This is a genomic window from Rhodococcus sp. NPDC055024 (assembly GCF_053608585.1).
Genome location: NZ_JBSGVT010000020.1, coordinates 81,369 through 94,782 on the forward strand (window position 1 = coordinate 81,369; position 13,414 = coordinate 94,782).

General features: G+C 64.0%; 13 protein-coding genes. 6 read left to right on the forward strand and 7 right to left on the reverse strand.

The genetic code is table 11. From position 1 onward, the window contains the following. Positions 1-7: 7 nt before the first annotated feature. Entirely contained in the window at positions 8-1,285 is a 1,278-nt protein-coding gene (locus ACWF6P_RS28990) for a sensor histidine kinase (RefSeq protein ID WP_452623341.1), read from the reverse strand. Between the two features lie 124 nt (positions 1,286-1,409). On the opposite strand from ACWF6P_RS28990, the gene ACWF6P_RS28995 reads away from it, so the two are divergent. Then, positions 1,410-1,667 carry a hypothetical protein gene (locus ACWF6P_RS28995; RefSeq protein ID WP_452623342.1) on the forward strand — a complete coding sequence of 86 codons (258 nt, stop codon included), beginning with the start codon at positions 1,410-1,412 and terminating at the stop codon, positions 1,665-1,667. A gap of 4 nt (positions 1,668-1,671) precedes the next feature. Here ACWF6P_RS28995 and ACWF6P_RS29000 read toward each other — a convergent pair whose 3' ends face one another. The 6 genes from ACWF6P_RS29000 to ACWF6P_RS29025 all read right to left on the reverse strand — a co-directional run bounded on the left by ACWF6P_RS29000 (position 1,672) and on the right by ACWF6P_RS29025 (position 7,769). Beyond that, a complete protein-coding gene (locus ACWF6P_RS29000; RefSeq protein WP_452623343.1) occupies positions 1,672-2,841 on the reverse strand; it encodes an ABC transporter ATP-binding protein in 1,170 nt (389 codons plus the stop codon). Positions 2,842-2,845: 4 nt separating this feature from the next. Then, on the reverse strand, positions 2,846-3,676 hold the full coding sequence (locus tag ACWF6P_RS29005) for a carbohydrate ABC transporter permease (RefSeq protein WP_452623344.1): 831 nt from the start codon (positions 3,674-3,676) through the stop codon (positions 2,846-2,848). Between the two features lies 1 nt (position 3,677). Further along, on the reverse strand, positions 3,678-4,559 hold the full coding sequence (locus ACWF6P_RS29010; RefSeq protein ID WP_452623350.1) for a carbohydrate ABC transporter permease: 882 nt from the start codon (positions 4,557-4,559) through the stop codon (positions 3,678-3,680). Positions 4,560-4,639: 80 nt separating this feature from the next. Next, positions 4,640-5,977, reverse strand: a complete 1,338-nt coding sequence (locus tag ACWF6P_RS29015) for an ABC transporter substrate-binding protein (RefSeq protein ID WP_452623351.1) — start codon at positions 5,975-5,977, stop codon at positions 4,640-4,642. 228 nt (positions 5,978-6,205) lie between these two features. Then, entirely contained in the window at positions 6,206-6,700 is a 495-nt protein-coding gene (locus ACWF6P_RS29020) for a general stress protein (protein ID WP_003945065.1), read from the reverse strand. A gap of 106 nt (positions 6,701-6,806) precedes the next feature. Next, the gene (locus ACWF6P_RS29025; RefSeq protein ID WP_452623345.1) at positions 6,807-7,769 is read right to left on the reverse strand and encodes an HpcH/HpaI aldolase/citrate lyase family protein; all 963 of its coding nucleotides are present in this window, start codon (positions 7,767-7,769) and stop codon (positions 6,807-6,809) included. Between the two features lie 73 nt (positions 7,770-7,842). Between ACWF6P_RS29025 and ACWF6P_RS29030 the strand changes: the two genes are divergently transcribed. The 5 genes from ACWF6P_RS29030 (at position 7,843) to ACWF6P_RS29050 (ending at position 13,374) form a co-directional block, all read left to right on the forward strand. Continuing rightward, positions 7,843-9,129 carry a magnesium transporter MgtE N-terminal domain-containing protein gene (locus tag ACWF6P_RS29030; RefSeq protein WP_230817403.1) on the forward strand — a complete coding sequence of 429 codons (1,287 nt, stop codon included), beginning with the start codon at positions 7,843-7,845 and terminating at the stop codon, positions 9,127-9,129. Continuing rightward, positions 9,126-9,668 (forward strand): DUF1003 domain-containing protein, encoded by a 543-nt coding sequence (locus ACWF6P_RS29035; RefSeq protein WP_003945067.1) that lies wholly within the window; start codon positions 9,126-9,128, stop codon positions 9,666-9,668. Before ACWF6P_RS29030 ends, ACWF6P_RS29035 begins: the two co-directional genes overlap by 4 nt. Positions 9,669-9,731: 63 nt before the next feature. Next, positions 9,732-11,207, forward strand: coding sequence for a lytic transglycosylase domain-containing protein (locus ACWF6P_RS29040; RefSeq protein WP_452623346.1), 1,476 nt, complete (start codon positions 9,732-9,734; stop codon positions 11,205-11,207). A gap of 145 nt (positions 11,208-11,352) precedes the next feature. Continuing rightward, positions 11,353-12,213, forward strand: coding sequence for a lytic transglycosylase domain-containing protein (locus tag ACWF6P_RS29045; RefSeq protein WP_378632624.1), 861 nt, complete (start codon positions 11,353-11,355; stop codon positions 12,211-12,213). 24 nt (positions 12,214-12,237) lie between these two features. Continuing rightward, entirely contained in the window at positions 12,238-13,374 is a 1,137-nt protein-coding gene (locus ACWF6P_RS29050) for an Mrp/NBP35 family ATP-binding protein (RefSeq protein ID WP_452623347.1), read from the forward strand. Positions 13,375-13,414: the final 40 nt, after the last annotated feature.

Sequence of the window (13,414 nt, forward strand, 5' to 3'; positions counted from 1 at the left end):
CAACTCCTCAGCGATCGTGGTCAGGGGCAGCGCCAGTGGCAGTGGCGATCTGGAACGGTATCTCGACTCGCGCGAGGGTTCCGGACTCTTCGCCCGGCCCGACCGAGAACGAGCCGCCCGCGGCAACCGCCCGCAGCTCGTGCGAGAGCAGCCCTATGTGGCCGGCAGCTCGTCGTTCGGCAATCCGATCGGCGCTGATCCCCCGGCCGTCGTCCGAGACCACCAGCACCGCACGGTGGTCCAGTCGTGCGAGCTCGATCCGAACATTGTGCGCACCGGCATGTTTGACGACGTTGGCCAGCAGCTCTCGTGCGGCGCCGAACAGGACGTCGTCCGCGGACGTGCGCAGATCGTCGTTCCAGCCCGAAGTGTCGACGTCGACCACTACTCCGCCGCGTCCCTGCGCCGATCGCGCGAGGTCCCCGATTGCGCGGGCAAGACCCACGTGAACAAGGACAGTGGGATGCAACTCCGAGACGGAGGATCTCAACAGCGTTGTCGCTTCACCGAGCGCTTTCGCGGCACGCGCCAAGGCGACAGGCTCCGCGCTGTCTGCCAATTCCTCGAGATCCATCCGCGCCGCGAGGACGTACTGCAGCGCCCCGTCATGTAATTGCTCCGACAGTTCCGTGCGCTCACGCTGCTCGAGCCCCATGAGCTCGGCAAGAAGGCTCGTGCGATGCCCGACGAGTTGTCCGATGGTCAGCACGCGTGATCTCTGAATCCGAGTCAACCCGACGGCGCCGGCTCCCACTCCGCCCAAGGCCATGGTGCTCAACAGGATCGACGGCCACGGCTCGGAGTTCGAAGTCATCGTTGCCCAACTGGAAGCAAAGAACACACCGATCGTGCAGGCCACGACGCCGACACACACGTCGGTCCGCAGTTGTGTACACGCCAGGACCGGAATGACGAAGAGCCCGTTGCTCAGGATGTCGGCGGTCCAACTCTGCTCGGCTGCGAGACCGGTCAGCAGTGTCAAAGTTGCGAGCACAGCGAGGTCGACGAACAACCCGAGCCAGATCATCGTCACCGGGCCGGTGCCGCCCCTGCGGATCCACAAAGCCACCGCTGCCGACCAGAGGGCGTACGCGCCCAGGATGGCAAAACACCATCCCGCGTCGTTCATGGGCGGGACGAAGATCAATGTCAGGGCGATGAACAGCACCAGAGCGCCGCGCACCGCCAACTGGAGGTACGCACCACGGTATGCGTGTTCGCGCAGTATCCGTTCGAGGTCCGGGCCGCCGGGTAGGTGTTCGGTTCGTACCGAGGATCCGTTCATGTGTCCTCCTGTGCCGCCCATCCCAGTTCCCTGTGAATGAGCTTCGCACACGAGATTTCACAATCAACCCGCAATACCGTGAAAGGCAGGTTCATCCCCCCACACAGTTCTCACAGGAGAGACCATGATTTTCACCGGAGAGTCCACGATTCGGACCCGAGCAGGTAAGCGTCGCGTCGCCACTCGATTTGCCGTCGCCGGCGCCCTGGCCGCCGCACCGATAGCAGTGGTGACCGAGACAGCACAAGCCGCCCCGGCCACGACCCATCACGAACAGTTCGGCCTGCTGATCCCCCTGCCCGAGCCGACCGACTCCGCGCCCGGCCCGGAACAGGTACCGCTCCCCTGGGCCGCGACGTATTCGGTCACCTTGCCCGGGTAGAGGTTCACAGCAGCAGATTGGCTCCCGTACCGCCATCGAACACCGCGATCTTGGCGGGGTCGAACCAGAGATCGATCGACCTGCCCTGGGACACCGTGGACTCGGACGAGAGCCTGGCAACCAGTTGACCGCCACCAGCGACAGCCGTTCCCGAATCTGCGGCGAGTTCCTCGAGTTCACGAGAATTGACGGCAGGACCACCGGCAAGGAAATACGCGTACTTGTCCGAACCCATCGACTCCAACACGTCGACGTCGACAGTGAACGTCCCGCCGTGCGGCGCCTGCGCGGCATCGACCAGTGCGACATCCTCGAAATGTTCCGGCCTGATCCCGACCACCACGTCTTTACCCGATCCACTGGCCGAAATCTTCGACTGCGCCGCCGCTGGTAGGCGAACGTCACCGATCGGCGTGCTCACACCCTCGGCAGTCAACTGCCCGGGGAAGAAGTTCATGGACGGGGACCCGATGAACCCCGCCACGAACAGATTGTTCGGACGATCGTAGAGTTCCTGCGGCGCACCGATCTGTTGCACAATGCCGCCGCGCAGCACGACCACCCGATCGCCGAGCGTCATCGCCTCGGTCTGGTCGTGGGTCACGTAAATCGTTGTCGTACCGAGTCGCTGCTGTAGGCGGGCGATCTCTGTCCTCATCTGCACGCGCAGTTTTGCGTCCAGGTTGGAAAGCGGCTCGTCCATGAGAAACGCCTTCGGGCTGCGCACGATTGCGCGTCCCATCGCGACACGCTGACGCTGACCACCCGACAGATTCGCCGGTTTGCGATCGAGATGCTGGGTGAGGTCCAGTACCCGCGCTGCGTCGTCAACCTTGGCATTGATCTCGTCCTTGGACATCTTCGCCAATGTCAACGGGAACGCAATGTTCTGGCGCACCGTCATGTGCGGATACAGCGCATACGACTGGAACACCATCGCGATGTCGCGATCCTTGGGTGCGCGTTCGTTGACGCGCTCACCCGCAATTCTCAGCTCACCGGTCGAAATGTCTTCCAGCCCGGCAATCATGTTGAGGGTCGTGGATTTTCCACAACCGGACGGGCCCACGAGAATGATGAATTCTCCGTCGGCGATGGTGATGTCGACATCACTGACCGCCTTGGCTCCGTCCGGGTACAGCTTGGTCACCTTGTCCAGCACGATCTCGGCCACAGGCTTATCCCTTCACTGCGCCGGAAGTAAGCCCGGCCACGATACGACGTTGGAAGAACAGAACAAAGATGATGATCGGAATGGTGATGACCATTGCGGCCGCGGCGATGGACCCGGTGGGCTCCTCGAATTGTGAAGCGCCGGTGAAGTTCGCGATGGCTGCTGGGGCGGTGATGGAGCGTTCGGTCGACGTCAGCGAAATCGCGAACAACAGATCGTTCCAGCAGAAGATGAACACCAGAATGCCCGCAGTGACGATGCCGGGCGCGGCGAGCGGAGCTACCACCTTCCGGAACGCCTGCCCCGGCGTCGCGCCGTCCATCTGCGCAGCCTTCTCGAGTTCCCACGGGATCTCTTTGAAGAACGCCGAAAGCGTGTAGATCGCCAACGGCAACGCAAAGGTGATGTACGGCAGGATGAGTCCAGCCCAGGTGTCGAAAAGTCCGAGCCGTCGTTCGATGTCGAACAGCGGGCTCACCAATGAAATCTGCGGGGACATCGCAATCAGCAGGGCAACGGCCACCAACAGCTTCTTGCCCGGAAAATCCAGGCGGGCAATCGCGTACGCAGCCATGGTTCCGATCACCACGGCGATGACCGTCGAGATGAGTCCGATGCCGATGGAGTTGATCAGTGCACTGGTGAAGGCGCTGGTGTCGAAGATTCCTCGGTAGTTGTCCAGCGTCCACTTCTCCGGGATGAACTTGCCGTCCTTGATGGTTCCGGCAGGTTTGAAGGACAGGCTGGCGATCCACAGAACAGGAACCAACGCGTACAACAAGACCAGAAGGTTGACCACGGACCAGCTGATCTTGAGTCTGGGAGTCACCGTCATGTCAGCGTCCTTCCGTATCGGATCCGGGAGCCGAGGCACCGAAAAGTTTGATGAAGACGAACGCGATCAGGGCCACACACACGAAGATCAGCACACTGATCGCCGATCCGATGCCCAGGTTGAACGCCTTGAACAGGTTGTCGTAACCCAGGATCGACACCGACCCGGTGTCGTTCGCTCCCTTCGTCAGCACGTAGATGTTGTCGAAGATCCGGAACGCGTCGAGCGTGCGGAACAGCAGTGCGACGAGGATGGCGGGCTTCATCAGCGGAAGGATGATGCGCACCAAGCGAGTCCACGCCCCGGCGCCGTCGACCTGAGCCGCCTTGAGGAGGTCGTCCGGAACCAACGCCAACCCGGCGAGCAGGAGCAGCGCCATGAACGGCGTCGTCTTCCACACCTCGGCAAGGACGATGATCGCGAGCGACGGTATCTGGTCTGTGAGCGGCGCACTGCCGTCGGGCAGGAGGTTGGCGAGGTAGCCGGTTCCCGGCGTCCACGCGTAGTACCAGCTGTACGCCGCCGCGACGGTGACGATGCCGTACGGGATGAGCACCACCGTGCGGACGAGGCCTTTACCCACGATCGTCCGGTGCATCACCAGCGCGATGGTCAGGCCGAGGACGAACTCGATGATGACCGAGATGACGGTGATCGACGTCGTCACGGCAAACGCCTGCCACCAGTAGCCGTCGGTCAGCACCGATACGTAATTGTCGAACCACACGAACTTTCGCTGATCAGGGAAGCGCAGGTCGTACCTCTGCAAACTCAGCCATACGGCGTAGACCACCGGATATGCGGTCACTGCGACCATGAGTATCGCGGCCGGCGCCACCAACCACAGGCCGAGTCGACGCTCGGCCGCCTTTCCGTCCGACATCTTGGACTTCCTGGAGAGCTTCGGCTCCGGCGAGGGGTCGGCGACTGCCGTTGCAGCTCCGGAGTTTTCGCTGTCGATCGTCACGGAATCAGCCCCTCCGAATTGACTGCCTTGCGTACCTGCTCGGCCAGATCGTTCACGGTCGATTCCGGATCGATGTTTCCCACAGGGTTGAGCGTGGCAGTGATGAGTGTCGAAATACTCTGATAGGCAGGAGAAACCGGTCTGACCGACGCGGTGTCCAGGCTGTCGCGAACCTCACGCCATGCCGGGTACGCCTCCTGGAAGGCCGGGTCGTCGTACAGGCTCTCGAGCGTCGGCGGGACACCGCCGGCGACGGCATTGTTGCGCTGATTCTCCTCGTTACGCAGGCAGGTGAGCGCTTCGAAAGCGAGGTCCGGATGCTGACTGGTCTTGGCCACCGCGACGTTGAAGCCGCCGATCGTGACCTCCGCCGGTTTGCCCTCGATCACCGAAGGATAAGGAGCGGCAAGGAAATTCCGTTCACCGTTCACCGTCAGCACAGTGTTGCCGGTGTTCTGGCTGGTGACGTTGCCCTTGTCGTCGATGTACGGAAGATCGCCCTTCTCGGCGTTCTCCATGATGCCGGGAAGCACGAACGGCCAATTGACCTGGAAGGCGGACTTACCGCTCTCCATGCCCAGGCGCGACGACGCTTCGTCTCCCTGCGAAATCGAGGGATCCGCGCCCTCGGCGGTGGCGACGCGCTTCATGACGGTCAGCGCCTGCTGGGCAGCGTCACCGTCGGCGACCGTCACCGTGGTTCCGTCCGGCCCCACCACCGATCCGCCCGCACTGGCGAGAAGCGTGTTGAACCAGACCATCAATCCTTCGTACTGCTTGCCCTGCACGCCGATCCAGCTGGGTCGTCCCTCCGCAGCCAGACCTTCGGAGATGTCGATCATCTGATCCCAGGTTTGGGGCGGTTGGCCGTCCGGCATCAAATCCTTTCGATACCAGAGCAATTGGGTGTTGGTGTTCAGCGGCGCCGCGTAGAGCTGGTCCTGCCACTTCGCCGACTCGAGCGGGCCCTCGAGAGTCCCGCCGCTCACCTCGGCCGCCACGTCGGCCGGAAGCGGCAATGCCCAACCGGCTTCGGCGAATTCGGCAGTCCACACCACGTCGAGCGTCATCAGATCGAGTGACTTGTCATTGCCGGTCAGACGCCGGGCCAACTGAAGTCGCTGGTCGTCAGCACCCTTGGGCAGAGTTTTCTGCTCGACCCGGTATGCGCCGTTCGAGGCCGCCGAACAATTGGCGGCGGCCTGCGCATACTGCTCGGCGCCGTCGGCGGCGGTGTAGAAGGACAGCACCACCCCGTCGTCGTGGCCTGATCCACACGCACTGAGCAAGGGCGCCAACAACAACGTTGCCGCGCCGAGCAGCCCCACCCTCAATTTCTTCTTCTGCCCCGCCCGCGATCTCTTGTTCTGCACAGCCGTCCTCCTCGGGCGGCGAGACGGCGCAGTCGTTACGGCTGGCCGACGCACCACACATCGGCACTTTTGCCGGAGAAGGGACCTATTTCCTTGTCCGGCAAACGGTCACGGGAAGGTGAGTGTTACCTCGCCCGCGTGTACATAAAGTAACCGAGATCACACAAGTTGGCAGCCTGAGCAAGAATGTCAGATGGCGAGCTTGGCAAGAAGGTCGCGTGCCGACTCCGCCGTCTTGGGCTCGCACAGTACGTCGTAGCGTCCGGCGACCAACTGCATCGTGGAGGCAAAGTCCCGCTGCCCCCGCGTCGCGGCGTACGGGATGGTCGTCGAGATGACACCGAAGATGATGCCGCCCACGATGCCCGCGATCAGCGGGGCGAGGAAGCCGCCGGTGACGATTCCGAGCACCAGGCCGAAGAACACACCGAGCCAGGCACCGGAGACGATGCCGCCACCGATCACCTTGGCCCACGTCAACCGACCGAGGACGCGCTCGACCTGCATCAGATTCACGCCGACGATCGTGACGTCCTGAACCGGAAATTCTTGATCGGAGAGGTAATCGACTGCGCGCTGCGCTTCGGCGTAGGTGGGGTACGACCCGATGGGCCATCCCGAAGGCGGTGTCGGCAACGCTCCACGGCGCGACCCATTCGACGATTGACCGAGCGGATTGGACATGGCTGGCTGCGCTCCTCTTTTCGGGCACGTCATCCACGTGGATGACGCAAGTACATCTACCCCTATTGTGCCCTTTACAGACCTGATTCGTTCGGCTATGCGAGCGTCAGGCGTGTTCGGGTGGCGTGAATTCCGACGTGCGCGTCATCCCCGCGGCGCGCCCCTTCGCCGAAATCACCAGTGCCATCTTGCGACTCGCCTGGTCGATCATCTCGTCGCCGAGCATGACGGCACCGCGCCCTCCCCCGGCGGCCGAGGTGTGGAATGCGTACGCGTCGAGGATGAGTTCCGCACGGTCGTAATCGGATTGGCGCGGACTGAACACCTCGTTGGCCGCCTCGATCTGCGTGGGATGCAGTACCCATTTGCCGTCGAAGCCGAGCGCTGCCGTTCGCGCCGCCGAACGAGTGAAGGCCTCGACGTCGCGGATCTGCAGGTACGGCCCGTCGATCGCCTGGACTCCGTGTGCCCGTGCGGCCATCAAGATGGTCATCAGAATGTGGTGATAAGCGTCACCGCGGTCGTAGCCGTCCGGTTGCTCGCCGACGACCAGAGTTCGCATGTTCAGGCTCGCCATGAAATCGGCCGGACCGAACACGAGTGCCTCGACACGGGGGCTCGCGGTGGCGATCGCGTCGATGTTGGTCAACCCGATCGCGTTCTCGATCTGCGGTTCGATTCCAATTCTGCCGACCTCGAGACCGTTGGCTTTCTCGACCTGCGTCAACAACAAATCGAGCGCCTGGACGTGACTCGCGTCGGGAACCTTGGGCAGCAGAATGGCGTCGAGATGGGCTCCGGCACGGCCCACCACCTCCACGACGTCGGCATACGTCCATTCGGTGGTCCAGTCGTTGACCCGGACGACCTTGACCTGCTTGCCCCACCCGTCCTCGGCCAACGCGTCGCCGATCGACTCGCGAGCCGCCTGCTTCGCCAGCGGCGCCACTGCGTCTTCGAGGTCGAGGAAGATCTCGTCGGCGGGCAATCCCTTCGCCTTGTCGATCATCTTCCGACTGCTGCCGGGAACTGCCAATACCGATCGACGGGAACGGTTGCGTGAAGTCATTTGCGGACTGCCCTTCTCGGTTTTCGGTGGCGCCGTTGCAGATTTTGACGCTGGACGAATTAGCCTTGCAATCATGGCAGCAGCAGGCAAGGTATTTGCAGCCAGGCTTGCCGGCCTGGTTGTCCTCGGCCCGGACGGCGAATCGATCGGTCGTGTGCGCGACGTCGTCATCACGGTCCGCATCGGACGCCAGCAACCGCGGGTTCTCGGTCTGGTGATCGAAATGTTCACGCGCAAACGCATTTTCGTCCCGATGTTGCGAGTGACGGCTATCGAGCCGAGTGCGGTCACCCTGACCACGGGCAACGTCAGTCTGCGGCGCTTCAACCAGCGTCCGGGCGAGGTTCTCGCTCTGGCACAGGTACTCGATTCACATGTGCGCGTGGACGACCCGGAACTCGAAGAGCTTCACGGCGCCGACACGATAGTCGTCGACCTCGGGATCGAATCGACGCGAACCCGCGACTGGGTCGTCTCGAAGGTCGCGGTTCGCGGCCATCGCGGACGCCTCGGTCGACGCGCGGCGATTCACGTCGTGGACTGGCAGCACGTCGCCGGTCTCACTCAGAGCGACCTCTCGCTCCCCGGCCAGGGCGTCGCTCACCTTCTTCTGCAGTACGAAGGGATGCGGCCCGCCGACGTGGCCAACGCCATGCGCGAACTGCCGGAGAAACGCCGCCACGAACTGGCCGTGGCACTCGACGACGAACGTCTCGCCGACGTCGTCCAGGAACTGCCTGCGGACGATCAGACCGATCTGCTGATGCACCTGGAAGTCGAACGTGCCGCCGATCTGCTCGAAGCGATGGATCCCGACGACGCTGCCGACCTGCTGGGCGAGCTGCCCGAGACCGAAGCCGAATCACTGCTGCAGTTGATGGACCCTCAGGATTCCGAACCTGTTCGACGCCTGCTCGAGCACTCCCCGGACACCGCCGGCGGTCTGATGACGCCCGAACCGGTGGTGCTGACGGCCTCGACGACCGTCGCCGAGGCCCTTGCCCGCGCCCGCAACTACGACGTGACCCCGGCCCTGTCGAGCATGGTGTTCGTCGTGCGTCCGCCTACCGCGACTCCGACCGGGCGCTACCTCGGCTGCGTCCACTTGCAGAAACTTCTCCGCGAGCCTCCCGCCAGTCTGGTGGGCGGACTTCTCGACACCGACATGCCCCGGTTGGCCCCGGACGACTCGCTGGCGTCGGTCACCCGATATTTCGCGACCTACAACTTGGTATGCGGGCCGGTCGTGGACGACGAGAACCACCTGATCGGGGCCGTGACGGTCGACGACGTGCTCGATCACCTCCTGCCGGAAGACTGGCGTGAGGATTACTCCGACGACGAGGAACTACTCCGATGAGCGAACGGGCGTCGAGCACGACCGCACGGCAACGACTGGAAACGCCTCGCGGAAGCCGCCGGTTCAATCTCGATTTCGACGTCGAAGCTGTCGGACGCGTCAGTGAACGCATCGCCCGCTTCCTCGGCACCGGGCGCTATCTCGCGATCCAGACGATCATCGTGATCGTCTGGATCCTGATCAACGTGTTCGCGGTGGCTCTGCAGTGGGACCCGTACCCGTTCATTCTGCTCAACCTGGCCTTCTCCACCCAGGCCGCCTATGCGGCGCCGCTGATCCTCCTGGCCCAGAACCGTCAGGAGAACCGCGACCGGGTCTCGCTCGAGGAGGATCGCTCGCGCGCCGAGCAAACCAAGGCGGATACCGAATTCCTCGCCCGTGAACTCGCAGCTCTGCGCATCGCCGTCGGCGAGGTTGCCACCCGCGACTACCTGCGACGGGAGCTCGAAGAGATCAAGTCGATCCTTGCTGCCGACGGCGAACCGACCCCGAAAAAGAAGCACCGTGACTCGAATACTGCGAAACAAAGTCACAACTAGCTGAGCGTTCGCTGAGTTTTGCTGCACGCACCGTGACCGATATGTAACGTAAGTCACAGCAATATGGATATCACGGTGGGTACTCCGGAGCGGGAGCGCCAGCAAAGGGGAATCGTGCGAGTACGCGGAATGATTGCAGCATCCACACTGGTGGGGGGACTGCTCGTCGTCACAGGTCCAGCGGCCCTCACTGCCGGAAGCGCACCGACCGGAGGGTCACAGGTTCCCATCGCACTGGCGGGCGCCGCCTCGATTGCACAGCCGGACTCTGTCGACTTCCTCCCGACGCCCCGCACGGTCCGAACGCAAAGATCTGCCCCGCCCAGCGATGCGGTCGCCGGCGCCCCGGCAGCCCCTAACGCCGCGGCTGTCGTCCTCACCTCTCTGGGCATCCCCGAGATCGTCCTGAACGCATACCGCTCCGCGGAGCTGGTGATGATGACCGAGGCACCGGGATGCGGAATCCCCTGGCATCTCCTGGCCGGCATCGGCCGCATCGAATCCGGTCACGCCAACGGCGGCAAGACGACGTCGGTGGGTACAACGGTCACCCCGATCCTCGGCCCTGTCCTCGACGGACGGCTGGCCGGCAACGAAGTCATTCGAGACACGGACAAGGGCGCGATCGACGGCGACCCCACTCACGACCGCGCCGTCGGGCCGATGCAATTCATTCCGGCCACCTGGGCCGGATATGCCAGCGACGGTAACGGGGACGGAATCAAGGACCCCAACAACGTCTTCGATGCGGCACTCTCGGCAGCGAAGTACCTCTGCAGCGGCGGACTCAATCTGCGCGATGTCACTCAGGAGACCAAAGCTGTTCTGCGATACAACAACTCAGCCGCGTACGCAGCAAACGTGATCATGTGGTCGACGGCATACAAGAACGGTGTCATTCCTTCCGGTCAGCTGCCGTACACCTCGGGCATCAACACCGGTAGCTCGGCGATCAACGCCGCCGCCTCGGCAGACTCCGCCGCTTCGGCCGTACTCGCCGCTGCTGCGGCTACCGATCCGGCAGCCGGCGACAAGGAATCAGCGTCGACGACGGCAAGCCCGACCACCACTCCCCTCTTCCCCGGTCTGCCGGACATGCCCGCGCTCTCACCCGAGATCCAGGCACTGATCCCGCCGGGAGTAATGCCGGCCGGCCCGACTCCGGGACCCAACGCCGCCCGGAACGCAGCCCCCGGCCCGATCATCCCGCTCCCCGTCCTGACCTCACGGGGTCTCGTCTGGCCGATTCTGACGGCCGAGGGATGGCGCTGGCCCGACGACATGTGCGTGATCCTTCCGGACCCCGCAGCCCTCGACGCCTTGCAGGACGGCATCCTTCTGCCGTGCACGGTCCCAGGCATGGCTGTGGCTGCCACGGCACCCGCGAACACCGACGCCGCACCCGCGGAATCTTCGCCGCCCGCCGCCCCCTCGCCGGAGCCCGCACCGGCACCCGCACCCGCACCGGAGCCCGCTCCGGCCCCGGCTCCGGCATTCGTGCCGTTCTTCCCGGGTCTGCCCGGCATGCCCGCTCTGTAACCTAAAAATCACGAAAGAACAGTGCATATGCCCCAAACTGCCCTTCTAGATCACGGTTGAATAACGGAAACGCAACAAATCAGGTAGCCTCGACTCCGTCAGTTGAACGGAAAACCTCCTCGCGGAGGTTCAGGAGGCATACACAGTGGGTCGGCACAGCAAGAAGACAGATTCGCACATCCGTCGAAATTCGGTCATCGCGCTCACCGGACTCATCCCTATCGGACTCGTCACCGCAGCCAACACGGCCGGCGCCGCTCCCAAGGTCCCGTTCTTCAACGCCAGCTCCGCCGAGACGGTCGACGCTGCGCAGGCCACGCAGGAACCGCAGGCGCAGATCCTGCCCGCTGTCGAAGCAATCGCCGAGCCCGCTCCCGCCGCAGCGCCCGAGCCCGCGCCGTTGGCTCCCGTGCAAGCGACTCCCCCGCTCCCGGCATCCATGGCCGAGGGCGCACTCGGAATCCCGAGCGTGAGCGTCGCCGCCTACCAGAACGCCGAGCGGATCCTCGCCGTCGAGAAGCCCAACTGCAACATGCACTGGACGCTCCTCGCCGGTATCGGCCGCGTCGAATCCGGTCACGCCAACGACGGCAAAGATGCCGACGCGAACGGCAACCTCTACAAGCCCGTGATCGGTCTGCCGCTCAACGGCAGCCTGCCCGGCCAGGCCGTCATCATGGACACCGACGGCGGCGCCCTCGACGGCGACACCGTCTACGACCGTGCAGTCGGCCCGATGCAGTTCATCCCGTCCACCTGGAATCAGTACGCCGGCGACGGCAACGGTGACGGAATCGCCGACCCGCAGAACCTCTTCGACTCCGCATTGACCACCGGCAAGTACCTGTGCGACGGCGGACTGAACATGCAGGACGTCACCCAGGTCGCGTCCGCGATCCACCGCTACAACAACTCCGCGGCCTACGTCGCCAACGTTCTGGCCTGGTCGCTCGGGTACTCCACCGGCATCGTCCCCGCCGCATCGGACCTGCCGCGCATCCACTGACCTACCTGGACTTACCATGGAGTCATGTCTGTACTGACCGAGTCCGACGTACGCTCAGCGCTCGCGCGAGTTCTGGACCCAGAGATCCGCAAACCCATCACCGAACTGGGGATGGTCAAGGGGATCACCCTCTCCAGTGACAACAGCGTCGACATCGGCATCTATCTCACGACCGCCGGCTGCCCGATGCGCACCGAGATCACCGAACGCGTCACCAAGGCCGTCGCCGACGTCGCCGGAGTCGGCGCGATCCGCGTCGAACTCGACGTCATGGACGACGCTCAGCGAACCGAACTCCGCAAGTCGCTTCGCGGCGATTCCGCCGAGCCGGTCATCCCCTTCGCCCAGCCGGGCTCACTCACCCGCGTCTACGCCGTGGCTTCCGGTAAGGGTGGCGTCGGAAAGTCCAGTGTGACAGTCAATCTCGCGGCGGCGATGGCCGCGCGCGGACTGTCCGTGGGTGTACTCGACGCGGATATCTACGGTCACTCGATCCCCCGCATGCTCGGCACCGACGCCAAGCCGACTCAGGTCGAGCGCATGATCATGCCGCCCGTCGCCCACGACGTGAAGATGATCTCCATCGCGCAGTTCACCCAGGGCAACACTCCCGTCGTCTGGCGCGGACCGATGCTTCACCGCGCGCTCCAACAGTTCCTCGCCGACGTGTTCTGGGGCGACCTGGACGTGCTGCTGCTCGATCTGCCGCCCGGCACCGGTGACATCGCCATCTCGGTGGCTCAGCTCATCCCGGGCGCCGAGATCCTGGTCGTCACCACACCGCAGCAGGCTGCTGCCGAGGTCGCCGAGCGCGCGGGCGCCATCGCCCTGCAGACCCGTCAGCGTGTGGCCGGCGTCGTCGAGAACATGTCGTGGCTCGAGCTTCCCGACGGCACCCGTATGGACGTCTTCGGCGAAGGCGGTGGGCAGACGGTCTCCGATCGCCTCACGAAGGCCGTCGGCGCCAAGGTGCCGCTTCTCGGACAGATCCCGCTGGATCCGTCCGTCCGCGAGGCAGGCGACGCCGGGACGCCGATCGTCCTCAGCGCTCCCGACTCACCCGCCGCCATCGCACTCAAGGACATCGCCGACAAGTTGGCTGTCCGTCAGCGCGGGCTGGCCGGAATGTCGCTCGGTATCAACACGGTTCGCAACCTCTAGAACCTCGACATACGAAAGCGCGCCTGTCACCGATCGGTGA